We start from the raw sequence: 23,770 nt of genomic DNA, 5'->3' as shown, positions 1-23,770 counted from the left end.
TTTCGCCAGCAAGTTGGTTCCTACGACGGCAACATCCGATTCACCTGGAGTCCCCATGTCCATCAAGGCCATTCTCACTGATATCGAAGGTACTACCAGCGCGGTGAGCTTCGTTTATGACGTGCTGTTTCCCTTCGCTGCCAGCCATCTGCCGGAGTTCGTCCTGACCCATGCCGATGAACCGGCGGTGGCGAAGCAGGTCGAGGCCGTACGCCTGGAAAGCGGTGAAGCCGGGGCCAGCCTGGGGCGAGTCGTGGAAATTCTCCTCGGCTGGATTGCCGAGGATCGCAAAGTCACGCCGCTCAAGGCGCTACAGGGCATGGTCTGGGAGCAGGGTTATCGCGCCGGCCAGCTCAAGGGACATGTCTACCCGGATGCGGTGGAAGCGCTGGCCCGCTGGAAACAGCAAGGCTATGCGCTTTACGTCTATTCCTCCGGTTCCATCCAGGCCCAGAAACTGATTTTCGGCTGCTCCGAAGCGGGTGACCTGACCCCTCATTTCTCCGGCTACTTCGATACGACCTCCGGACCCAAGCGCGAGGCAGCGTCCTATGAGCGCATCGCTGAGTCCATCGGGCTGCCTGGCGAGGAGATCCTCTTCCTCTCCGATGTGGTTCAGGAATTGGATGCCGCGCGCGAGGCCGGTATGCAGACCATCGGCCTGGCGCGCGACGGCGGTGTGCTGGAGGGACACGAAACCGTGGCGAGTTTCGCGGTGATCGATCTGGCGCGTTTCTGACACTGACTGAAATCGTCTGACAGAGCGCGAGGAAGGCTTCTGCCGGCCGATCTATCCTTGGGGGGACTGCATCCACCTGGGAGCGTCCCCCCCATGGGTTCCTGCCTTTGCATCGTTACGGCTAGCCCCGTCCCGGGCCTGTACAGGGCAACCCGCGACCGGACGTTGCAACCGGCGGCCCGGCAATGACCCGCCTACTCGTCCTGATGATGATTGCGCTGCTGGCATTGCCGGCGGCAGCCGACCAGAAGTCGGCCTGGCAGGCGCTCCGCGAGGGCAAGGCCTTTCTCCTGCTGCGCCACACGACCGCCCCCGGCACCGGTGACCCGGAAGGCTTTCGGCTGGGGGATTGCAGTACCCAGCGCAACCTCAGTGACAAGGGGCGCCAGGAAGCGCGGCGCTGGGGCAAGCTCCTGGTGCGTCGTAAGGTCGAGCAACCGCGCCTCTATACCAGCACCTGGTGCCGTGCCCAGGACACCGCGCAGGAGATGGGGTTGGGGGCCGTCGAGACCCTGCCGGCACTGGATTCCTTCTTCAGTGACCCGGACAGCCAGGCCGCGCAAACGGTGGAGATGCGCAAGGCCATCGAAAAGGTGCCCAAGGACCGGCCGGTGGTGATGGTCAGTCATCAGGTGAACATCAAGGCACTGACCGGGGTTGAGCCGAAGAGCGGGGAAGGGCTGATCATCGAGCTGCCGCTGGCCGATCCGCCCAAGGTATTGGCGCGTGTCCGCCAGCCCTGAGATCGGACCGAAACCCAGTCTCTGGGCTAGATCAGCAGCAATTGGTCCTGTTCAGGCTGCAGCTTCACACCTTCAAGCTTCAGTAGCAGCGCCTTGCGCGGCAGGCCGCCGGCGTATCCGGTCAGGCTGCCGTCGCGGCCGATTACCCGATGGCAGGGAATGATGATGGAAATGGGGTTGGCGCCGTTGGCCGTACCTACAGCCCGCACTGCTTTGGGATTGCCGATGCGTTCCGCCAGCTCGCTGTAGCAGGTGGTGTGACCGTAGGGAATCTGCAGGAGCGCCTGCCAGACCCGCTGCTGGAAAGGCGTACCCCGTGGCGCGAGAAGCAGGTCGAAGCGCTTCAGGCGGCCGCCGAAGTAGCGGTCGAGTTGACGGCAAGGGTCATCCAGCCGTCGGCCGGCAGCTTCCCAGCGTTCGTCCGGGTAGCCGCGTCCCTCGTTGTCCATGTAGAGCATCTGCAGGCCGGACTCGTCGCCCGCCAGCAGCAGTGGGCCGGTGGGGCTTTCGTGGTAGCGGAAGTACATTTTCATTGCTCCTCGGCGTAGCTCTGCCAGAGATAGACAGCTGCGTAGGCCCGCCAGGGGCGCCACTGTTCAGCGCGTCTGGCCAGTTCCTTCGCGCTGATGCCGCCAGGGCCCCAGAGCGGCGACTTGAGCAGGCCCAGGTCGGCGGTGGGGAAGGCGTCTGGCTGGCCAAAGGCGCGCAGGGCGATGTACTCGGCCGTCCAGCGACCGATGCCGGGCAGGGCGCAAAGGCGTTCGACCAGGGCTTCGACGCCGGCGGCCAGGCTCAGTTCCAGGCTGCCGTCGGCCACCGCAAAGGCGAAGCGGCGCAATGTGTCGACACGTTTGCCGGGCATGCCGATGCCGGGTAGCGGATCGTCGGCGATGGCTTGTGCAGAAGGGAAGATCCGCTGCGGCCCGTCGAGTTCGGCATCCGCCAACGGCTCGCCAAGACGCTCCACCAGGCGTCCGGCAATGGTCACCGCTGCCTTCACGGTGACTTGCTGGCCGATGATGGTGCGCACGCCCTGCTCGAATGGGTCGAAGGCGACAGGCAGGCGCAGGCCCGGATAACGAGCCAGCAGTCCCTGTAGCAGAGGATCGCGGCCCAGGTGATGAGCGATGGCCGCCGGATCGCTGTCCAGGTCGAACATCTGGCGGATGCGCGGCGCCACTTGGGGGGCAAGGTCTCGGGCCGATGGGCTCAGCTCCAGTTCCAGGGCGCCGGGCAGCGGGCGCAAGCGAAACCAGCCGCTGCGCTCGCCCAGTCGGAAGCTGCGGCAGTAACTGTCGGCGGTCAGATGCTCGACACCAGGCAGCCGCCGCAGGGCGAAATGTTGCTGGAACTGCTTCCAGCTCCAGGGCTCGAAATAGTCAAGGCGCATGGACTTGGTGGGCTCGTGGGAATCGGAAAAGGGAGCGTTAGCGGTCATGGTGCGACGATATTCTCTTGGCGCTGCGCCGTCTCTGCAAAACTGACTTTCAAATTCCCCAGTCGCGGTTCGACCTGACATCGAAGCCACAGTAGAATGCGCGCCTTTTCATGGGGCGGTGGCACCGTCCGCTAATACAGCCAGCAGGGGAAACAACCCATGAGCGATTATCAGGAAACTCTCTACGACGGTTACGGCCAGCGCTTCCGCATGGACAAGCTGCTGCACGAAGTGCGCACCGAGCACCAGCACCTGGTGATCTTCGAGAACTCGCGCATGGGTCGTGTCATGGCCCTCGACGGTGTGATCCAGACCACCGAGGCGGATGAGTTCATCTATCACGAGATGCTCACCCACGTGCCTATCCTCGCCCATGGCGCGGTGAAGAGCGTCCTGATCATCGGTGGCGGCGACGGCGGCATGTTGCGCGAAGTGAGCAAGCATCGCGACATCGAGCGCATCACCATGGTCGAGATCGACGGCACCGTGGTCGAAATGTGCAAGGAGTTCCTGCCGAATCATTCCAAAGGCGCCTATGAAGATCCGCGCCTGAACCTGGTGATCGACGACGGCATGCGCTTCGTCGCCACCACTCAGGAGAAGTTCGACGTCATCATCTCTGACTCCACCGATCCCATCGGTCCGGGCGAGGTGCTGTTCTCCGAGAACTTCTACCAGGCCTGCCGCCGCTGCCTGAACGACGGCGGCGTGCTGGTCACCCAGAATGGCACCCCCTTCATGCAGCTCAGTGAGGTGCAGACCACTGCGAGCCGCATGGACAGTCTCTTCGCCGACTGGCACTTCTACCAGGCGGCCGTGCCGACCTACATCGGCGGCGCCATGACCTTCGCCTGGGGGGCTACCGACGCCGAACTGCGCAAGCTCCCGGTGGAAACCCTGCGCCAGCGTTACGCCGGCAGCGGTATCGTGACCCGTTACTACAACCCGGAAATTCATGTTGGCGCGTTCGCCCTGCCACAGTACGTCCTGCACGCGGTGAACAAGCCGAGCAACGACTGAGGTTGTCGGGGTAAATGAAGAAGGGGCCAGAAGGCCCCTTTTTTCGTGGATGAACAATGGGAGAGCGGGATTCTCTCACTCTGGTTCTCTTCCGGAGTTCCGGAAAAGAAAAAGCCCGGCGTGTGGCCGGGCTTATTCCTTGAAGCGATGAATCAGATCTCCGTCGGTCGCACGTGGCCGAAGAGTTCCTGGGAAAACCGTACGCGTTCGTCCGGGGTTTCCTGGATGCCCTTGGCTTTAAGCTCTTCGAGGCGTGCCTCGACGGCGTGTGCGCGATGGGTCAGGCCGCAGTCGTTGGCGATCTGGATGTTAAGGCCGGGACGAGCGTTGAGCTCGAGGATCAACGGCCCCTTGTCTTGGTCCAGCACCATGTCGACACCGATGTAGCCCAGGCCGCACAGCTCGTAGCAACCAGCCGCCAGTTTCATGAAGCCGTCCCAGTTGGGCAGCTGCACGCCATCAACCGCGTTGGTGGTGTCCGGGTGCTTGGCGATCTTGTTGTTCAGCCAGGTGCCGCGCAGGGTGACCCCGGTAGCCAGATCCACGCCAACGCCGATGGCGCCCTGGTGGAGGTTGGCCTTGCCGTTTGACTGCCGGGTCGGCAAGCGCAGCATGGCCATTACCGGGTAACCCATCAGCACGATGATGCGGATGTCCGGCACGCCTTCGTAGCTGATGCTCTTGAAGATCTGGTCAGGCGTCACACGGTACTCGATCAGCGCGCGGTCACGGTGCCCGCCGAGGGAGTAGAGACCGGTAAGAATCGAGGAGATCTGATGCTCGATTTCCTCGTGGCTGATGATCTTGCCAGAGACCGTCTTGTAGCGGCCTTCGAAGCGGTCGGCGATTACCAGGATGCCATCGCCGCCGGCACCCTGCGCCGGCTTGATCACGAAGTCGTTGCGCTCGCCGATGATCTCGTTGAGCTTCTCGATTTCCTTCTCGGTGGAGATGACGCCGTACATCTCGGGTACGTGAATCCCCGCTTCGATGGCGCGCTGCTTGGTGATGATCTTGTCGTCGACGATCGGGTACAGGTGCCGTTTGTTGTACTTCAGCACGTAGTCCGCGTTTCGCCGATTGATACCCATGATGCCTTTGGCTTCTAGGGCTTTCCACGTCTTGATCAGGCCGAACATGGCTCAGTCCTTCAGGAAGGCTTTGAAGCGGAAGAGTTCGGTCAGGCGGTAGCCGCGGTAGCGACCCATCGCCAGCATGAAGCCCACCATGATCAGCAGCACTGCCGGGAAGGTGAAGATGAAGTAGGTCAGCTCCGGCACGGTCATCAGCAGGTGCGCCAGGGTGGCCGCTACCAGGGTGCCAATGGCCACTTTGAAGGCATGGCCGCCGCCGCGCTCTTCCCAGGTGATGGACAGGCGTTCGATGGTCATGGTCAGGATCACCATCGGGAACAGGGCGACGGACAGGCCGCGTTCCAGGCCGAGCTTGTGGCTCAGCAGGCTGATGACTGCGATCAGCACCACCACGAATGTCAGCACCACCGATAGTCGCGGCAGCATCTGCAGCTTCAGGTGTTCAAGATAGGAACGTAGCGACAGGCCAAGCGCCGTGATGATGGTGAACAGCACGATGCCGAAGCCCAGTTGGGTTTCGCGGAAGGCGAGGGCGATCAGCACCGGGGTGAAGGTACCCAGGGTCTGCAGGCCGCCGAGGTTGCGCAGGATCAGGATCACCAGCACGCCAATCGGGATCATGATCATGATCTGGTAGGTCTGCTGGGTCTGCAGCGGCAGGCCGTAGAGCGAGTACTCGAGGAAATCGGCGTCGGTGTTCTCGTCGGTCAGCTTGGCCAGGCGGATGGCGTTCATCTCGCTGTTGTTCATGCTGAAGGTCACCTGGACCTTCTTGCCACCATCGACAGTGATCAGATTGTCATCACCGGTCCACCAGATCAGGCGGTCGCTGGGCAGGCCCTGCTCGCCGGTGTCCGGGTTGAAGTACAGCCAGTTCTCGCCGTTGAAGCTGCGCAGCCAGAGCTCGGGGCTCTGTGCTTGTTCGCTCATCAGGCGGATGGTGTGGACGCGCTCCATCGGCACATGAGCAATAGACAGCAGCAGCTCGATGGCCTTGGCCTTGTTCGGGGTGCCGGTGTCGCCGGCCAGCAGCAGCTTGACGTTGTCATCGTTCAGGTTGTTGACCCGCTTGATGGTCTCGCTGATGAAGGTCTCGACGTCAGCCGAGTGCTGGCGGATGGGAGCCAGCAGGGCTTCGGCGGCGATCTTCTCGGGACCTTCCACCGGAATGCTGTCGCGGAAGATCGGCCCCTTGTCCTTGGGCTTCTCGCCGCTATAGCGCTTGGTCAGTACCAGGCGGTAATAAAGGGTCTGGTTGCCACTGGCGCGACGCGCCGACCAGGTCACCTTTCGGTTGCCGTCAGCGCGATTGATGCTCACCCCATAGTTGTTGGAGATGAAGCTCTCGTTGAGGCTGACGTAGTCCCGGTTCAGCGGCGGAACGAACATCTGGACCTTCACCGGATCGCGCGGGTTTGCCTGGAACTCGACCTTGGCGTCGATGTTCCAGAGATCGTCGGTCGCATCCTCGGTGATCGGAATGCCCTGGATGAATATCTGGTAGGCCGTTATCAGAACGCCCAGGCTCACCAACAGGGTGATCAGGACTTTCAGATGCAGGGTAAGAGAGCGCATGTGGGTTACTCGTCAGAGTTTGCGTCGGTGGCACAACCGGGTTTGCCGGCAGCGTATTTAAGGCTCGGGTCGACCAGTGCATCGAAGCGCTTGAGCGCCTCGGAACCGATCAGAAGCGGGTATTGGAAAGCACTACGGTCGGTGAGGTTCACTTCGATCTGCCGCAGGGCCTTGCCCATGCACACCTCCAGTTCGATGACCGGGCGTGCGGTGTAGGTCTTGCCTTCGTCGGGATTGAAGTCCCCGGCACGGCGCTTGATCTTGCTGATTCGGGCCAGGGGGCGCTCGATCGGATGTTCGTGGGCATCATCGATGGCCAGGTAGAAGCGCACCCAGGTCTCGCCGTCCTTCTTGAAGCGCTTGATATCCCGCGCACTGAGGGACGCGGTCTTGGCACCGGTATCGAGCTTGGCGGCGACCTCCAGGTCGAGATCCTTCAGCTTGGCGTATTCATTGAGGCCGTAAACGGTCTTCTCGTTGGCGAAGCCAAGTCCGGGGAGGGCGAGCAGGCAGGCAAACGGGGCGAAGGGCTTGAGTGTCATAAGTCCTTTGAGCGTAACGCGGTCATCGGTCCAGGAGCCCGGCCCACGGCCATCTTGGCGGCGGCGCCTGGTCTGGGAGTCTAGCAGGCAAGTCATTGGCGCCCAGACTGGCGCTGGCGGCGCGCATTCTAACACGCGGATTTTCCGGCGCGACAGACGCTTATGGCTTCGGGCGCACGAGCGTGATGCCGTACCCGGTTTTTCAGCTATTAGATGGATTGTCGACAATTGGTCGGTGATTGTTTGACATGGTGGGGTTGATGGCAGTAGTTTTGCTCAACCAAACAACAATGTGTCGACAATCATGCTGGACACCCCTGAAGCCCCCGTTACTGAACAGCTGGACTCGGAAACCCTCTCCGAGAGCGTCTTCCGGCGCATCCAGACAGCCATCGTGCGTGGCGAGATCGCTCCGGGCAGCAAGATCTCCGAACCCGAGTTGGCGCGGACCTACGGAATCAGCCGTGGGCCGCTGCGCGAGGCGATCCATCGCCTGGAGGGTCAGCGCCTTCTGGTGCGCGTGCCCCACGTCGGTGCGCGAGTGGTGTCCCTCGGTCACGCCGAGCTGATCGAGCTGTACGAGATTCGCGAGTCCCTCGAAGGCATGGCCTGCCGCCTGGCCGCAGAGCGCATGAGCCAGGCCGAGATCGACGAGCTGCGCCGGGTGCTGGATACCCACGAGCGTGACGAGGCCTTCCAGGCCGGACGCGGCTACTACCAGCAGGAAGGCGACTTCGACTTCCACTACCGGATCATCCAGGGCAGCGGCAACCAGACCCTGACCAAGATGCTCTGCGGCGAGCTTTATCAGCTCGTGCGCATGTACCGCCTACAGTTTTCTTCCGTGCCGAACCGGCCACGCCAGGCCTTCAACGAGCACCACCGCATTCTCGATGCCATCGCCGATCGTGACGGCGAGCTGGCCGAGCTGCTGATGCGCCGTCACATCGGTGCCTCAAAGCGCAACATCGAGCGCCACTACAAGGAAGCGCTCGCCAACCCGTCCAAAACACGAGGTGAGTCATGAGTCAGAAAACCGCCGGCCAGCGCTTCCGCGACGCCATTGCCGAGGAACATCCGCTGCAGGTCATCGGCGCCATCAACGCCAACCATGCGCTGCTTGCCAAGCGTGCCGGCTTCAAGGCCATCTACCTGTCTGGCGGCGGCGTCGCTGCCGGTTCGCTGGGTCTGCCGGACCTGGGCATCAACACCCTGGATGACGTGCTCACCGATGTACGCCGCATCACCGACGTCTGCGACCTGCCGCTGCTCGTGGATATCGACACCGGCTTCGGTCCCAGCGCGTTCAACATCGAGCGCACCATCAAGAACCTGATCAAGGCTGGCGCGGCTGCCGCTCACATCGAAGACCAGGTTGGCGCCAAGCGCTGCGGTCACCGTCCGGGCAAGGAGATCGTTTCAACCGAAGAGATGGCCGATCGTGTCAAGGCCGCTGCTGATGCCAAGACCGACCCGAACTTCTTCCTTATTGCCCGTACTGACGCCATTCAGGCCGAGGGCGTGGATGCCGCCATCGAGCGCTGCCTGCGCTATGTGGAAGCGGGTGCCGACGCCATCTTCGCCGAAGCGGCCTACGATTTGCCGACCTACAAGCGCTTCGTCGATGCGTTGGGCGTGCCGGTGCTGGCCAACATCACCGAGTTTGGCGCAACCCCGCTGTTCTCGCGCGACGAGCTGGCTTCGGTCGGCGTCGCCATCCAGCTCTACCCGCTGTCGGCTTTCCGTGCGGCCAACAAGGCAGCCGAAGCTGTCTACACCGCGATTCGTCGCGACGGCCATCAGAAAGAAGTCATCGACCTGATGCAGACTCGTGCCGAGCTGTATGACCGCATCGGCTACCACGCCTTCGAGCAGAAGCTCGATGCGCTGTTTGCTGCCAAGAAGTAACCGGAAGTGGGGCGCCCCGGTTGGCGGGGCGGCCTGCGGAATAACAAGACTCAAGCAACCGGATTGAAATGAGGAGAATCACGCGATGAGCGCTTCCGAAACCACTACTGCCTTCAAACCGAAGAAGTCCGTGGCCCTGAGTGGCACCGCCGCTGGCAACACTGCCCTGTGCACCGTTGGCCGTACCGGTAATGACCTGCACTACCGTGGCTACGACATTCTCGATTTCGCCAACGCTTGTGAGTTCGAGGAAATCGCTCACCTGCTGGTTCACGGCAAGCTGCCGAACGTTGCTGAGCTGGCCGGCTACAAGGCCAAGTTGAAAGCTCTCCGCGGCCTGCCGGCCGGTGTCAAGGCTGCCCTTGAGCAGTTGCCGCCGTCCGCCCATCCGATGGATGTGATGCGTACCGCCGTCTCCGTGCTGGGTTGCCTGTCCCCGGAGAAGGACGATCACAACCATCCGGGCGCTCGTGACATCGCTGACAAGCTGATGGCCTGCCTGGGCTCCGCGCTGCTCTACTGGTATCACTTCAGCCACAACGGCAAGCGCATCGACGTCGAGACCGATGACGACTCCATCGGCGGTCACTTCCTGCACCTGCTGCATGGCGAGAAGCCGCGCGCCTCCTGGGTCCGTGCGATGCACACCTCGCTGATTCTCTACGCCGAGCACGAGTTCAACGCCTCCACTTTCACTTCTCGCGTGATCGCCGGCACCGGCTCCGACATGTTCTCCTGCATCACCGGCGCCATCGGTGCGCTGCGTGGGCCGAAGCATGGCGGTGCCAACGAGGTGGCCTTCGAGATCCAGAAACGCTACGACAACCCGGATGAGGCGGAAGCCGACATCCGCGCCCGCGTCGAGAAGAAGGAAGTGGTGATCGGTTTCGGCCACCCTGTCTACACCGTGTCCGATCCGCGCAACAAGGTGATCAAGGAAGTGGCTCGCGAGCTCTCCGCCGAGCAGAGCAACACCAAGATGTTCGACATCGCCGAGCGTCTGGAATCGACCATGTGGGAAATCAAGAAGATGTTCCCCAACCTCGACTGGTTCAGCGCCGTCAGCTACCACATGATGGGCGTGCCCACCGCCATGTTCACTCCGCTGTTCGTCATCGCCCGTACCTCGGGCTGGTCGTCCCACGTCATCGAGCAGCGCATCGACGGCAAGATCATCCGCCCGAGCGCCAACTATGTCGGCCCGGAAGACCTGAAGTTCGTGCCCCTCAAGGACCGTAAGTGATGAACAGCCAATACCGTAAGAGCCTGCCCGGTACGGCGCTCGACTACTTCGACACCCGCGAGGCGGTGGATGCCATCGCCCCCGGTGCCTACGCCACGCTGCCATACACCTCCCGCGTGTTGGCCGAGCAGTTGGTGCGCCGCTGCGATCCGGCCATGCTGACCGATTCGCTCAAGCAGCTGATCGAACGCAAGCGTGACCTCGACTTCCCCTGGTACCCGGCCCGCGTGGTCTGCCATGACATCCTCGGGCAGACCGCCCTGGTGGATCTGGCCGGCCTGCGCGATGCGATTGCCGAGCAGGGAGGTGATCCGTCCAAGGTCAACCCAGTAGTGCCGACCCAACTGATCGTCGATCACTCGCTGGCCGTGGAGTTCGGCGGTTCCGATCCGGACGCCTTCGAGAAGAACCGTGCCGTCGAAGAGCGCCGCAACGAGGACCGTTTCCACTTCATCGAGTGGACCAAGACCGCGTTCAAGAACGTCGACGTGATCCCGGCCGGCAACGGCATCATGCACCAGATCAACCTGGAGAAGATGAGCCCGGTGATCCAGGCGCGAGGTGGCGTTGCCTTCCCGGACACCTGCGTTGGCACTGACAGCCACACCCCGCATGTGGACGCTCTGGGTGTGATCGCCGTCGGCGTCGGCGGCCTGGAAGCGGAAACCGTGATGCTCGGCCGAGCGTCTATGATGCGCCTGCCCGACATCGTCGGCGTCAAGCTGACCGGCAAGCGCCAGCCCGGCATCACTGCCACCGATATCGTCCTGGCTCTGACCGAGTTCCTGCGCAAGGAGAAGGTGGTGGGCGCCTATGTCGAGTTCTTCGGCGAGGGTGCTGACAGCCTGTCCATCGGTGATCGCGCCACCATCTCCAACATGTGCCCGGAGTACGGCGCCACTGCGGCGATGTTCTACATCGACCAGCAGACTATCGACTACCTCAAGCTGACCGGTCGCGAGCCGGAGCAGGTGGAGCTGGTGGAGAACTACGCCCGGACCACGGGTCTGTGGGCCGACGCACTGGTCACCGCCGAGTATGAGCGCGTGCTGCAGTTCGACCTGTCCAGCGTGGTGCGCAACATGGCGGGTCCTTCCAACCCCCATCGTCGCCTGCCGACTTCCGCGCTCGCCGAGCGCGGCATCGCCGACGAAGCGAAGCTGGAGGCCGGCAAGGCTGAGGAAGCCGATGGCCTGATGCCGGATGGCGCGGTGATCATCGCTGCCATTACCAGCTGCACCAATACCTCCAACCCGCGCAACGTCGTGGCCGCCGGCCTGCTGGCGAAGAAGGCCAACGACCTCGGGCTGGTGAGCAAGCCTTGGGTGAAGACGTCCTTCGCGCCGGGCTCGAAGGTCGCCAAGCTGTACCTGGAGGAATCCGGTCTACTGCCGGAACTGGAGAAGCTCGGCTTCGGCATCGTCGCCTACGCCTGCACTACCTGCAACGGCATGTCCGGTGCGCTGGATCCGGTGATCCAGCAGGAAATCATCGACCGTGACCTTTATGCCACGGCCGTGCTGTCCGGCAACCGTAACTTCGACGGACGTATCCACCCCTATGCCAAGCAGGCTTTCCTGGCTTCGCCGCCGCTGGTGGTGGCCTACGCGATCGCCGGCACCGTGCGTTTCGACATCGAACAGGATGTGCTGGGCCATGACCAGGCTGGCAACCCTGTCACCCTGAAGGACCTATGGCCGAGCGACGAAGAGATCGACGCCATCGTCGCTGCCTCGGTGAAGCCCGAGCAGTTCAAGCAGATCTACATCCCGATGTTCGACCTCGGCACCGTGAAGGAAGCCGAAAGTCCGTTGTACGACTGGCGTCCGATGAGTACCTACATCCGCCGTCCGCCGTACTGGGAAGGCGCTCTGGCCGGTGAACGCACCCTTAAGGGCATGCGCCCCTTGGCTGTACTGCCGGACAACATCACCACTGACCACCTGTCGCCGTCCAATGCCATCCTCGCCAACTCGGCGGCTGGCGAGTACCTGGCGAAAATGGGGCTGCCGGAAGAGGACTTCAACTCCTACGCCACTCACCGTGGCGATCACCTCACCGCGCAACGCGCCACCTTCGCCAACCCGCAGCTGGTGAACGAAATGGCCGTGGTGGATGGTGAGGTGAAGAAGGGCTCCCTGGCCCGCGTTGAACCGGAAGGCAAGGTCATGCGCATGTGGGAAGCCATCGAGACCTACATGGATCGCAAGCAGCCGCTGATCATCATTGCCGGCGCCGACTACGGCCAGGGCTCTTCCCGTGACTGGGCAGCCAAGGGCGTGCGCCTGGCGGGTGTCGAGGCGATCGTGGCCGAAGGCTTCGAGCGTATCCACCGCACCAACCTGATCGGCATGGGCGTGCTGCCGCTGGAGTTCAAGCCGGGTGCCACCCGCAAGACCCTCGGCATCGACGGCACCGAGACCTTTGACGTGATCGGTGAGCGCAAGCCGCGTGCCGACCTGACCCTGGTCATCCGCCGTACCAATGGCGAATCCATCAAGGTCCCTGTGACTTGTCGCCTGGATACCGCCGAAGAGGTGTCGATCTACGAGGCTGGTGGTGTACTGCAGCGCTTCGCCCAGGACTTCCTTGAGTCCTCGTCGCAGAAAGCTGTCGGCTAGCCCATCTGTAGGCGCGAGCTTGCTCGCGAATGGCTCCCAGTGCGGGAGGGTATTCGCGGGCTAGCCCGCTCCTACCGTACCTACAGGACATGAGAATGGCCCACGTACCTCAAGTGAAAATCCCCGCCACCTACATTCGCGGTGGCACCAGCAAGGGTGTGTTCTTCCGCCTGCAGGACCTGCCCGAGCGCTGCCAGGTGCCGGGCGCGGCGCGCGATGCGCTGTTCATGCGCGTCATCGGCAGCCCTGATCCTTACTCCGCTCATATCGACGGGATGGGTGGGGCCACCTCCAGCACCAGCAAGTGTGTGATCCTGTCGAAGAGCAGCCAGCCGGATCACGACGTGGACTATCTCTACGGGCAGGTCTCCATCGACAAGGCCTTCGTCGACTGGAGCGGCAACTGCGGCAACCTCTCTACCGCCGCCGGAGCCTTCGCGCTGCATGCAGGGCTGGTGGATCCGGCGCGGATACCTGACAACGGCACCTGCGTGGTGCGCATCTGGCAGGCCAATATCCAGAAAACCATCATTGCCCATGTTCCGGTCACCAATGGCCAAATCCAGGAAACCGGCGACTTCGAGCTCGACGGTGTGACCTTCCCCGCGGCGGAAATCGTGCTGGAATTCCTCGATCCGTCCGACGACGGCGAGGAGGGTGGTTCCATGTTCCCGACCGGAAACCTGGTGGACGACCTGGAGGTGCCGGGTATCGGTACCCTCAAGGCGACCATGATCACTGCGGGTATCCCTACGGTGTTCGTCAATGCCGAGGCCATCGGCTACAGCGGCACGGAGTTGCGCGAAGACATCAACGGTAATCCTGAGGCACTGGCTCGGTTCGAGGCGATCCGGATTGCCGGGGCCTTGCGCATGGGGCTGATCAAGAGTGCGGAGGAGGCTGCGACCCGGCAGCACACGCCGAAGATCGCCTTTGTTGCACCGCCCAGGGATTACCTGTCTTCCAGTCGCAAGGAAGTGAAGGCTGGCGACGTCGACCTGCTGGTGCGCGCACTGTCCATGGGCAAGCTGCATCACGCCATGATGGGTACCGCAGCGGTAGCTATCGGGACCGCTGCTGCGATCCCCGGTACCCTGGTGAACCTCGCGGCTGGTGGCGGCAAGCGCAATGCGGTGCGTTTCGGGCATCCGTCGGGCACTCTGCGAGTTGGTGCCGAGGCCTGCCAGGTAGATGGCCAGTGGCAAGTCACCAAGGCCATCATGAGTCGTAGCGCCCGCGTGCTAATGGAAGGATGGGTACGAGTACCTGGCGATTCCTTCTAAAGCGGCAGTCGTGAAAAAGCCCGTCGAAGCGGGCTTTTCCTTCCGGGATCGGCTTACTTGAGGCGTCGTTCGACACCTTTCTCCACCAGGATCTTGGCGGAAATCTCTTCTACCGAGAAATGCGTGGAGTTGATGAAGGTGATGTTCTCGCGGCGGAAGAGATTCTCCACCTCGCGCACCTCGAACTCGCACTGGGCGAAGCTGGCATAGCGGCTGTTCGGCTTGCGCTCGTTGCGGATGGCGGTAAGGCGGTCGGGGTCGATGGTCAGGCCGAAAAGCTTGTCCTTGTACTTCTTCAGGGCGGCAGGGAGCTGCAGTCGCTCCATGTCCTCTTCGGTAAGCGGATAATTTGCGGCACGAATTCCGTATTGCATTGCCATATAAAGGCAGGTCGGCGTCTTGCCGCAGCGGGATACCCCGACGAGGATCAGGTCGGCCTTGTCGTAGTAATGAGTGCGGGCGCCATCGTCATTGTCCAGGGCGAAGTTCACAGCTTCGATCCGCTCCATATAATTGGAGTGGTGACCGATGGAGTGGGATTTGCCGACCGAGTAGGACGAATGTGAGGTAAGTTCCTGTTCCAGCGGCGAAAGGAAGGTCGAGAAGATGTCGATCATGAAGCCGTTGGAAGTGGCCAGGATGTCGCGGATTTCCTGGTTTACGATAGTGTCGAAGATGATCGGACGGGCACCGTCTACATCCGCAGCCTTGTTGATTTGCTGTACCATGGCGCGCGCTTTTTCAACGCTGTCGATATAGGGCCGCGTGATCTTGTTGAAGGTGATGGTTTCGAACTGCGCCAGGAGGCTCTGGCCAAGGGTTTCCGCAGTGATACCGGTACCGTCGGAGATGAAGAAAGCGGTTCGTTTCATTTGCGCCAAAGGCCTTAAGTCGGGAACGATTCTTGGCTATGATAGGCCGCGTTTTTCGCCAGGCCCGAGCCGGTCGGCATTGTGACGTATTTTTCTGGACCAGCGCCAGAACGCTGCGGAGCTGTTCCGCATGAGCTTTTCCAACAAATAGTGGAGAGATCACCTTGGTAGAGTACGTAGTTTCCCTCGATAAGCTCGGCGTTCACGATGTTGAGCATGTGGGGGGCAAGAACGCATCCCTGGGCGAGATGATCAGCAATCTGGCTGGTGCCGGTGTTTCCGTTCCCGGTGGTTTCGCCACTACTGCCCAGGCCTACCGTGACTTCCTCGAGCAGAGCGGCCTGAACGATCGCATCCATGCGGCCCTCGACGCCCTGGACGTGGATGACGTCAACGCCCTCGCCAAGACCGGTGCGCAGATTCGCCAGTGGGTAATGGATGCCGAGTTCCCGACCCGCCTGGATGCGGAAATCCGCACCGCCTTCGCCGCCATGGCTGGCGACAATCACAACATGGCCGTGGCCGTGCGTTCCTCCGCCACCGCCGAAGACCTGCCCGATGCATCCTTTGCCGGCCAGCAGGAAACCTTCCTGAACATCCGTGGCGTGGACAACGTGATCCGTGCGGCCAAGGAAGTCTTCGCATCCCTGTTCAATGACCGTGCCATCGCCTATCGCGTGCACCAGGGCTTCGACCACAAGCTGGTCGCCCTGTCCGCTGGCGTGCAGCGCATGGTCCGCTCGGAAACCGGCACTGCCGGCGTGATGTTCACCCTGGATACCGAATCCGGCTTCCGTGACGTGGTGTTCATCACCTCCGCCTACGGCCTCGGCGAGACCGTGGTACAGGGTGCCGTCAACCCCGACGAGTTCTACGTGCACAAAGCGACCCTGGAAGCTGGTCGTCCGGCCATCCTGCGCCGCAACCTGGGCAGCAAAGCGATCAAGATGGTCTATGGCGAGGAAGCCAAGGCTGGCAAGTCGGTGAAGACCGTGGACGTGGACCGCGCTGACCGCGCTCGCTTCTCCCTGTCCGACGCCGAAGTGACCGAACTGGCCAAACAGGCTCTGATCATCGAGAAACACTACGGCCGCCCGATGGACATCGAGTGGGCCAAAGACGGTGACGACGGCAAGCTGTACATCGTTCAGGCCCGTCCGGAAACCGTGAAGAGCCGCTCCAGCGCCACCGTAATGGAGCGCTACCTGCTCAAGGAAAAGGGCAAGGTCCTGGTGGAAGGTCGTGCCATCGGCCAGCGCATTGGCGCCGGCCAGGTCCGCGTGATCCACGACGTATCCGAGATGGACAAGGTTCAGCCGGGCGACGTACTCGTCTCCGACATGACCGACCCGGACTGGGAGCCCGTGATGAAGCGCGCCAGCGCTATCGTCACCAACCGTGGCGGTCGTACCTGTCACGCGGCGATCATCGCCCGCGAGCTCGGCATTCCGGCTGTAGTGGGTTGTGGCAATGCCACTCAGGTGCTTCAGGATGGCCAGGGCGTAACCGTTTCCTGCGCCGAGGGTGACACCGGCTTCATCTTCGAAGGTCAGCTGGGCTTCGATATTCGCACCAACTCCGTCGATGCCATGCCCGACCTGCCGTTCAAGATCATGATGAACGTCGGCAACCCGGATCGCGCCTTCGACTTCGCCCAGTTGCCCAACGAGGGTGTAGGTCTGGCACGTCTGGAATTCATCATCAACCGCATGATCGGCGTGCATCCAAAGGCGCTGCTGAACTTCGCCAGCCTGCCGGCGGAGATCAAGGAAAGCGTCGAGAAGCGCATCGCCGGTTACAACGATCCGGTCGGCTTCTACGTCGAGAAGCTCGTTGAAGGCATCAGCACCCTGGCCGCTGCCTTCTGGCCGAAAAAAGTCATCGTGCGCCTGTCGGACTTCAAGTCCAACGAATACGCCAACCTGATCGGCGGCAAGCTGTACGAGCCGGAAGAAGAGAACCCGATGCTGGGCTTCCGCGGTGCTTCCCGCTACATCAGCGAGTCCTTCCGTGACTGCTTCGAACTGGAATGCCGTGCGCTGAAGAAAGTGCGCAACGAGATGGGTCTGACCAACGTCGAGATCATGGTGCCCTTCGTGCGCACCCTGGGTGAGGGGAGCCAGGTGGTCGAGTTGCTGGCCAGCAATGGCCTGAAGCGCGGCGAGAATGGCCTGAAGGTCATCATGATGTGCGAGCTGCCATCCAACGCACTGCTGGCCGATGAGTTCCTGGAATTCTTCGATGGCTTCTCCATCGGCTCCAACGACCTGACTCAGCTGACCCTGGGCCTGGACCGTGACTCCGGCATCGTCGCTCATCTGTTCGACGAGCGTAATCCGGCGGTCAAGAAGCTGCTGGCCAATGCTATTGCCGCCTGCAACAAGGCTGGCAAGTACATCGGCATCTGCGGCCAGGGCCCCTCCGACCACCCGGACTTGGCCAAGTGGCTGATGGAGCAGGGTATCGAGAGCGTGTCTCTGAACCCTGACTCTGTACTGGATACCTGGTTCTTCCTGGCGGAAGGCCAGGCCTGATCCCTCGTAAGTCGAAACGAAAAGGGCGGGTTCGAAACCCGCCCTTTTTTGTGCAAGCAGCAATCATGCAAAGCAGTAGCGAACTCTTTCCCGTTGCGCTGATGAGCGCAGAACTCCGTGGCGACCTGACTGAAGATGTCTATCGCCTGAAGCCCGGCAACAGCCCCGACCCCAGCGTCGAATTGGTGCTGACGCGCCTTGGCCTCCTGGGGCAGGAGGATGTCCGGGGTGTGCCGGTCATACTGGTCCACGGCAGTTTTTCCAATCGCCGGTTCTGGTATTCGCCCAAGTGCCTGGGTCTTGGGCCATATCTAGTCCGTGCCGGCTTCGATGTGTGGATCGCCGAGATGCGCGGCCACGGCCTGTCGCCGCGCAACCAACAGTACCGACGTAACCGAGTGGCCGATTACGCGCGCTTTGATCTGCCCGCCATTGCCGCTTTCGTTCGCGAGCAATGTGGTCAGGTGCCGCACTGGATAGGCCATTCCCTGGGCGGCACGACCCTTGCCGCTGCCCTTGGTGGACACTATCTGGGCGAAGAGGACGTGGCGTCCGCCGCGCTGTTCGGTAGTCAGGTCAGCCGCGTCTACTGGCCGCTGAAGATGCCGCCGGTTGAGTGGGGTGGTCGGTTGCTGCTCAAGCGCTTCGAAGTGCTTTCGGGCTCGCGTCTGAAGCGAGGTCCGGAAGACGAGCCTATCGGCCTTGCTCTGGAAAGCATGCGCTGGCACGGCCTGTTCGGCCGATTCGGGGACGACGAGCGGGATTGGTGGGCCGGGTTATCGGATGTGCGCATCCCTGTGTTGGGGGTGGCGGCCGCGGGTGACCAGCAGGACCCAGTCTGGGCGTGCCGCAAGCTGTTGGAGCAGGTGCCTCGGGAGTACCGCCATTTCCTGCGACTGGCCAAGGACGAAGGATTCAGCGACGACTTCGGTCACATCGAGATGCTGGTGAGCAAGGCTGCCGAGCGTGAGGTCTGGCCGCTGGTTGCCCATTGGTTGGAACGCCTGACTTTGCCCGTGACAACGCCGACCGCTGAGGTCACGGCGCTCTAGTCCGCTGCCTGCCCGCAGTTTCCGGTTTCGGGTGTCGGGAGGCTGTGCTAAAGATGGCGGGAATCGCGGAGTGGCGGAGGCTCCATATTCGTGGCGCTGGAGTGGTTGATCAATCTGCAGGATGGTTATTGAGGCACGTTTCAGGTGTGCAGACGGTCATAGTTGCTGAGCGTCGTTGATCAGCACTCGATCCTCGTGGAAAATCGCTGCCCGCGTCAGGGCGAGCCGCTGCATTCGGCCACTTTTCGCGGTGGCGCGCTGCGTTGTTCCAGGTATGGCGGCCTCTTCGACCTGGCCAGTGGTCGTCCAGTCAATGCGCCTTGCCCTCCGTTGTAGCGCGTGACGCCGACCTTTGACGGCGACCGCATCGGTCTCGATCTGTAACTGTTATCAAGGAGATTTCCATGCAATACGTTACCCCTGATCTGTGCGATGCCTATCCGGACCTGGTCCAGGTCGTCGAGCCAATGTTCAGTAACTTTGGCGGGCGCGATTCCTTCGGCGGCGAAATCGTCACCATCAAGTGCTTCGAGGACAACTCCCTGGTCAAGGAGCAGGTCGACCTGCCGGGTAAGGGCAAGGTGCTGGTGGTTGACGGCGGTGGCTCCCTACGTCGCGCTCTTTTGGGTGACATGCTTGCCGAGAAGGCCGCGAAGAACGGTTGGGAAGGCATCGTTGTCTACGGTTGCATCCGTGACGTCGACGTGATCGCTCAGACCGACCTGGGTGTCCAGGCCCTGGCCAGCCATCCGATGAAGACCGACAAGCGCGGCATCGGAGACCTGAATGTGGCGGTCACCTTTGGTGGTGTCACCTTCCGCCCGGGCGAGTATGTGTACGCGGACAATAACGGCATCATCATTTCGCCCAAGCCCCTGGAAATGCCGGCCTGATCGAGAGGGCCCGGCGGAAGCCGGGCTTTTCTTCCAAGGAGACTGAATGTTCGAGGAGCAGAACGCCCAGTGGGGGCTAGTACATGCCTTTGTGCTGGACGGGAAGGGAGGCGCCGAGCCGATTTCACGGGAGGTGCTGGCAGAACTGAAACTGGCGCCCGCGCAAAGTCTCTGGTTGCACTGGGACCGTAGCCACCCCTTGGCGCGGCGTTGGCTGCGGGAGCAGAGCGGGCTATCCGAATTCGCCTGCGACCTGCTGCTGGAAGAAAGCACTCGGCCGCGCATGCTGGCCCTACCTGATGACGAGTTGCTGCTGTTCCTTCGTGGCGTGAACCTGAATCCAGGAGCCGTCCCCGAGGACATGGTGTCGGTGCGTATCTTTGCTGCGGCGCAGCGCATTGTCTCGCTACGCCTGCGACCCCTGCATGCCACGGATGAGCTTATCGAGCAGTGGGCAAAGGGTACTGGCCCGAGGGTGGCATCCGAGGTGCTGCTCTATCTGGCCGAGCATCTGACCGTGAAGATCGACTCGCTGGTGGCGGAGTTGTCCGAGACCATCGATGAGCAGGAAGAGCAGCTCGACAATAACGAACGCTTCCGCCCCGATCATGACCTGATGATGCAAATTCGTCGTCGCGCCGCCGGCCTCAAGCGATTTCTGTCTCCCCAGCGCGATATCTATGGCCAGTTGGTGCGCAGCCGGATGCCCTGGTTCGTCGATGACGACAGTGACTACTGGAACGAGTTGAACAACAGGCTGACTCGCTATCTGGAAGAGTTGGAGCTGATTCGCGAGCGCATCGGCCTGGTGCTGGAAAGCGAGAGTCGCCGCCAGGGAGAACGGACCAGTCGGACCATGTACCTGCTTGGCATTACCACCGGTTTTTTCCTGCCGCTGAGCTTCATCACCGGCTTGCTGGGAATGAATGTAAGGGGAATTCCCGGAGACGAGACGTCTTATGGCTTCATCATTGCCTGCGTGTTCATTCTCGGCATAGCAGGGTTCCAGATTTGGCTGTTTCGTCGTTTGCGCTGGCTTTGATGTGACCTGAGCCGACCCGGGCACGTCTAGCCGACATATCCACGCGAGGTGCGCATGCACGATCCGTTTGAAGAATCCCTGCGGGACCTGCTCAAGGCGTCTCCGCAGCCCGATCATGATGATGACGCTACCCTGGGCCGCGTGCTCAAGACTGCCAATCGTCAGGTGGGGGCGGGGGACCTGTTCAGCCTCATGGGTCACTGGCTCGACGCCATGATGATCGCCCTCAACAATGGTTCGCCCCACTTGGCGCCTGTTTCGCGCCGCAACGCTTCTGTCCGTTCTGAAGATAAGGCTGATTGAACATGGAATTCGACCCCTGGACTCAAGGTCTCGTTAACGCCATGACCTCGGTATGGACGCCGGTAGCGGGCTTCATCCCGCGCCTGTTCGGCGCGCTGGTCGTGGTTCTGCTGGGCTTCGTGGTGGCCAAGCTGCTGGATACCCTTCTGTCCAAACTGCTGGCCAAGTTGGGTCTGGATCGCCTGATGGGGGGCACCGGTCTGACCAAGATGCTGGCCCGTGCCGGGATTCAGGTGCCGGTTTCCACCTTGATTGGCAAGATCGTCTACTGGTTCGTACTGCTGATCTTCCTGGTATCCGCGGCCGAATCCCTGGGGCTGGACCGCGTTTCAGCGACCCTCGATGTGCTGGCTCTCTATTTGCCCAAGGTGCTGGGCGCGGCGCTCGTGCTGCTCGCAGGGGTGCTGCTGGCGCAACTGGTCAGCGGGCTGGTGCGTGGCGCGGCTGAGGGCGTTGGCCTGGAGTACGCCCATGGTCTGGGCAGACTTGCCCAGGGCCTGGTCATCATCATCAGCATCTCCGTGGCCATTGGCCAACTGGAGGTCAAGACCGAACTGCTGAACAACGTTATCGCGATCGTGCTGATCTCCATCGGCCTGGCAGCAGCGCTGGCACTGGGTCTTGGCAGTCGCGAGATCGCCGGGCAGATCCTTGCAGGAATCTATGTGAGGGAGCTTTATCAGGTTGGGCAACAAGTGAAGGTTGGCGATGTCGAAGGGCAGATCGAGGAGATCGGCACGGTGAAGACCCTGCTGCTCACCGAGGAAGGTGAGCTGGTATCGGTGTCTAACCGTACTTTGCTCGATCAACGGGTAACCAGCCGCTAACACGACGGCATTTCCCTGCTAATGTATGCCGCCAGACAAGGTGCGTGGTTCTCTGCGCCCCGGCGGCTTTTGACCTGACTGTCGGCCCGACCCGTTTTGAACAAGCCCCAATCGCTTTCTTTGCGCTATGACCCACGCGAGCTCTCCGATGAAGAGCTGGTGGAGCGTGCGCATGTCGAGCTGTTCCATGTCACTCGCGCCTATGAAGAACTGATGCGGCGTTATCAGCGCACGTTGTTCAACGTCTGTGCCCGATATTTAGGGAACGACCGTGATGCGGACGATGTCTGCCAGGAAGTGATGCTCAAGGTGCTCTATGGTTTGAAGAACTTCGAAGGCAAGTCGAAGTTCAAGACATGGCTATATAGCATCACGTACAACGAGTGCATTACTCAGTATCGGAAAGAGCGTCGAAAACGACGTTTGCTAGATGCACTGAGTCTGGATCCCCTTGAAGAAGCCTCGGATGAGAAGTCGCCCAAGGTCGAGGAGAGAGGGGGGCTCGAGCGATGGCTGGTACATGTCAATCCCATCGACAGGGAGATTCTTGTGCTACGTTTTGTCGCAGAGCTGGAGTTCCAAGAGATCGCAGACATTATGCATATGGGCTTGAGTGCGACAAAAATGCGCTACAAGCGTGCGCTGGATCGCCTTCGCGAAAAATTTTCCGGACTCTCTGAAACTTAGTTCGGGAAAAATTATCTCTTATGGGCCGGCGTGTTCTGCTAGACTTGCCGCCCAAGTTGTCTGGAGATTGTTCGACAACTTACTGACCACCAAGATGGGGATTTACGGATGAAACTGAAAAACACCTTAGGCGTAGCCGTTGGCTCTCTTGTTGCCGCCTTTTCGCTGAACGCGCTGGCTCAGGGCCAAGGCGCAGTTGAGGTGGAAGCTTTCGGTAAGCGTTACTTCACCGACAGTTCTCGCGATCTCGAGAACGGCAACCTGTACGGCGGCTCGGTAGGCTACTACCTGACCGACGACGTCTCCCTGGCTCTGTCGTACGGCGAATACCACGACATGACCTCCGAAGACGCTTTCGGTACCGACGGCCACAAAGATATCAAGGGCAACCTGGCTTCCCTCGATGCCATCTACCACTTCGGCACCCCGGGTGTTGGCCTGCGTCCGTACGTTTCTGCCGGCTTCGCCCATCAGAACATCAGCAACATCCCGCCGCGTACCGGTCGTGACCACAGCACCTTCGCCAACGTTGGTACCGGTCTGAAGTACTACTTCACCGAGAACTTCTTCGCCAAGGCTAGCCTGGACGGCATGTACAACCTGGACGCCCAGGAATCCGAGTGGATGGCTGGCGTAGGTGTTGGCGTGAACTTCGGCGGTTCCACCAAGCAAGCCGAGCCGGCTCCGGCCCCGGTTGCTGAAGTGTGCGCTGACAGCGACAACGACGGCGTGTGCGACAACGTCGACAAGTGCCCGGACACCCCGGCCAACGTCACCGTTGACGCTGATGGCTGCCCGGCTGTTGCCGAAGTCGTACGTGTTGAGCTGGACGTGAAGTTCGACTTCGACAAGTCCAAGGTGAAAGAAGAAAGCTACGGCGACATCAAGAACCTGGCTGACTTCATGAACCAGTACCCGGCTACCACCACCACCGTTGAAGGCCACACCGACTCCGTCGGTACCGACGCCTACAACCAGAAGCTGTCCGAGCGTCGTGCTAACGCCGTTCGTGAAGTGCTGGTTGACCAGTACGGTGTAGGTAGCGAGCGAGTCAACGCTGTTGGCTACGGCGAAACCCGCCCGGTTGCTGACAACGCCACTGCTGACGGCCGCGCTGTTAACCGCCGCGTAGAAGCCGAAGTAGAAGCCCAGGCCAAGTAATTGGTTTGAGCGGTAAGAAAAACCCGGCTCAGGCCGGGTTTTTCTTTGCCCGGAGAAAAGTGCCGGAAGAAGTCGGCAATTTCGAGCGCCGCCGTTTGGTGCCAGGCACAGCCTGCTTTCTGTACGCGCGAATTCATTCGCGAAGGGCCGCTAGCGGCCCGTGATCCCGTATCGCGAGTTCGCTCCTGCGTCC

The 23,770-nt window shown here is 61.5% G+C and carries 22 protein-coding genes and 1 pseudogene; 16 read left to right on the top strand and 7 right to left on the bottom strand.

The genetic code is table 11. The annotated features are described in order from the left end of the window. The first annotated feature begins 55 nt into the window (after positions 1–55). Both mtnC and SA496_RS16300 read left to right on the top strand, forming a co-directional pair. Positions 56–739, top strand: a complete 684-nt coding sequence (gene mtnC, locus SA496_RS16305) for an acireductone synthase (protein WP_330114144.1) — start codon at positions 56–58, stop codon at positions 737–739. Positions 740–924: 185 nt separating this feature from the next. Beyond that, positions 925–1,482 carry a histidine phosphatase family protein gene (locus tag SA496_RS16300; RefSeq protein ID WP_120650208.1) on the top strand — a complete coding sequence of 186 codons (558 nt, stop codon included), beginning with the start codon at positions 925–927 and terminating at the stop codon, positions 1,480–1,482. Positions 1,483–1,508: 26 nt separating this feature from the next. Here SA496_RS16300 and SA496_RS16295 read toward each other — a convergent pair whose 3' ends face one another. Together SA496_RS16295 and SA496_RS16290 are read right to left on the bottom strand one after the other, a co-directional pair. Next, a complete protein-coding gene (locus SA496_RS16295; RefSeq protein WP_120650210.1) occupies positions 1,509–2,009 on the bottom strand; it encodes a methylated-DNA--[protein]-cysteine S-methyltransferase in 501 nt (166 codons plus the stop codon). A 2-nt stretch (positions 2,010–2,011) separates the two neighbouring features. Further along, positions 2,012–2,872, bottom strand: a complete 861-nt coding sequence (locus tag SA496_RS16290) for a DNA-3-methyladenine glycosylase family protein (RefSeq protein WP_330115647.1) — start codon at positions 2,870–2,872, stop codon at positions 2,012–2,014. 207 nt (positions 2,873–3,079) lie between these two features. On the opposite strand from SA496_RS16290, the gene speE reads away from it, so the two are divergent. Further along, on the top strand, positions 3,080–3,940 hold the full coding sequence (speE, locus tag SA496_RS16285; RefSeq protein ID WP_120650212.1) for a polyamine aminopropyltransferase: 861 nt from the start codon (positions 3,080–3,082) through the stop codon (positions 3,938–3,940). A 152-nt stretch (positions 3,941–4,092) separates the two neighbouring features. Here speE and SA496_RS16280 read toward each other — a convergent pair whose 3' ends face one another. Genes SA496_RS16280 through rloA form a run of 3 tightly spaced genes read right to left on the bottom strand, consistent with a single transcriptional unit; the run spans position 4,093 to position 7,151 of the window. Continuing rightward, entirely contained in the window at positions 4,093–5,079 is a 987-nt protein-coding gene (locus SA496_RS16280) for an alpha-L-glutamate ligase-like protein (RefSeq protein ID WP_120650214.1), read from the bottom strand. A gap of 3 nt (positions 5,080–5,082) precedes the next feature. Further along, positions 5,083–6,609, bottom strand: a complete 1,527-nt coding sequence (gene rloB / locus SA496_RS16275) for an osmotic stress tolerance membrane protein RloB (RefSeq protein WP_120650216.1) — start codon at positions 6,607–6,609, stop codon at positions 5,083–5,085. A 5-nt stretch (positions 6,610–6,614) separates the two neighbouring features. Beyond that, entirely contained in the window at positions 6,615–7,151 is a 537-nt protein-coding gene (gene rloA / locus SA496_RS16270) for a retropepsin-like aspartic peptidase RloA (protein ID WP_120650217.1), read from the bottom strand. A gap of 304 nt (positions 7,152–7,455) precedes the next feature. On the opposite strand from rloA, the gene SA496_RS16265 reads away from it, so the two are divergent. The 5 genes from SA496_RS16265 (at position 7,456) to prpF (ending at position 14,206) form a co-directional block, all read left to right on the top strand. Next, positions 7,456–8,178: a GntR family transcriptional regulator gene (locus tag SA496_RS16265; RefSeq protein WP_120650219.1), complete on the top strand. Its 723-nt coding sequence runs from the start codon at positions 7,456–7,458 to the stop codon at positions 8,176–8,178. Continuing rightward, entirely contained in the window at positions 8,175–9,059 is an 885-nt protein-coding gene (gene prpB, locus SA496_RS16260) for a methylisocitrate lyase (protein ID WP_120650221.1), read from the top strand. Before SA496_RS16265 ends, prpB begins: the two co-directional genes overlap by 4 nt. A gap of 85 nt (positions 9,060–9,144) precedes the next feature. Next, the gene (prpC, locus tag SA496_RS16255) at positions 9,145–10,302 is read left to right on the top strand and encodes a bifunctional 2-methylcitrate synthase/citrate synthase (RefSeq protein WP_120650222.1); all 1,158 of its coding nucleotides are present in this window, start codon (positions 9,145–9,147) and stop codon (positions 10,300–10,302) included. Continuing rightward, entirely contained in the window at positions 10,302–12,923 is a 2,622-nt protein-coding gene (acnD, locus tag SA496_RS16250) for a Fe/S-dependent 2-methylisocitrate dehydratase AcnD (protein ID WP_120650224.1), read from the top strand. The genes prpC and acnD overlap by 1 nt, the downstream gene beginning before the upstream one ends. A 95-nt stretch (positions 12,924–13,018) precedes the next feature. Continuing rightward, positions 13,019–14,206, top strand: coding sequence for a 2-methylaconitate cis-trans isomerase PrpF (prpF, locus tag SA496_RS16245; protein ID WP_120650226.1), 1,188 nt, complete (start codon positions 13,019–13,021; stop codon positions 14,204–14,206). Positions 14,207–14,259: 53 nt separating this feature from the next. Here the strand turns inward: prpF and ppsR are convergent, their stop codons facing one another. Beyond that, positions 14,260–15,078, bottom strand: a complete 819-nt coding sequence (gene ppsR / locus SA496_RS16240) for a posphoenolpyruvate synthetase regulatory kinase/phosphorylase PpsR (RefSeq protein WP_120650228.1) — start codon at positions 15,076–15,078, stop codon at positions 14,260–14,262. Positions 15,079–15,114: 36 nt separating this feature from the next. Then, positions 15,115–15,296: pseudogene (locus SA496_RS29285) on the bottom strand (hypothetical protein). On the opposite strand from SA496_RS29285, the gene ppsA reads away from it, so the two are divergent. From ppsA to SA496_RS16200, 8 genes are all read left to right on the top strand, one after another. Continuing rightward, positions 15,243–17,612, top strand: coding sequence for a phosphoenolpyruvate synthase (gene ppsA / locus SA496_RS16235; protein WP_120650230.1), 2,370 nt, complete (start codon positions 15,243–15,245; stop codon positions 17,610–17,612). The pseudogene SA496_RS29285 and the gene ppsA overlap by 54 nt on opposite strands. Before the next feature lie 65 nt (positions 17,613–17,677). Beyond that, positions 17,678–18,664 (top strand): alpha/beta fold hydrolase, encoded by a 987-nt coding sequence (locus tag SA496_RS16230; protein WP_330114143.1) that lies wholly within the window; start codon positions 17,678–17,680, stop codon positions 18,662–18,664. A 404-nt stretch (positions 18,665–19,068) separates the two neighbouring features. After that, on the top strand, positions 19,069–19,557 hold the full coding sequence (gene rraA, locus SA496_RS16225) for a ribonuclease E activity regulator RraA (RefSeq protein WP_120650233.1): 489 nt from the start codon (positions 19,069–19,071) through the stop codon (positions 19,555–19,557). Positions 19,558–19,603: 46 nt separating this feature from the next. Then, positions 19,604–20,599 carry a zinc transporter ZntB gene (locus SA496_RS16220; RefSeq protein ID WP_120650235.1) on the top strand — a complete coding sequence of 332 codons (996 nt, stop codon included), beginning with the start codon at positions 19,604–19,606 and terminating at the stop codon, positions 20,597–20,599. A 48-nt stretch (positions 20,600–20,647) separates the two neighbouring features. After that, positions 20,648–20,902, top strand: a complete 255-nt coding sequence (locus tag SA496_RS16215; RefSeq protein WP_174235567.1) for a CrfX protein — start codon at positions 20,648–20,650, stop codon at positions 20,900–20,902. Between the two features lie 2 nt (positions 20,903–20,904). Further along, positions 20,905–21,729: a mechanosensitive ion channel family protein gene (locus tag SA496_RS16210; protein ID WP_120650239.1), complete on the top strand. Its 825-nt coding sequence runs from the start codon at positions 20,905–20,907 to the stop codon at positions 21,727–21,729. Between the two features lie 96 nt (positions 21,730–21,825). Beyond that, positions 21,826–22,416, top strand: coding sequence for an RNA polymerase sigma factor SigX (gene sigX, locus SA496_RS16205; RefSeq protein WP_120650241.1), 591 nt, complete (start codon positions 21,826–21,828; stop codon positions 22,414–22,416). Positions 22,417–22,524: 108 nt separating this feature from the next. Beyond that, positions 22,525–23,577 (top strand): OmpA family protein, encoded by a 1,053-nt coding sequence (locus tag SA496_RS16200; protein ID WP_120650243.1) that lies wholly within the window; start codon positions 22,525–22,527, stop codon positions 23,575–23,577. The last annotated feature ends 193 nt before the right edge of the window (positions 23,578–23,770 follow it).

It is taken from the genome of Pseudomonas sp. JS3066, from assembly GCF_036328175.1.
Taxonomy (GTDB): domain Bacteria; phylum Pseudomonadota; class Gammaproteobacteria; order Pseudomonadales; family Pseudomonadaceae; genus Metapseudomonas.
This window is presented reverse-complemented; position numbering and strand designations above follow the sequence as displayed.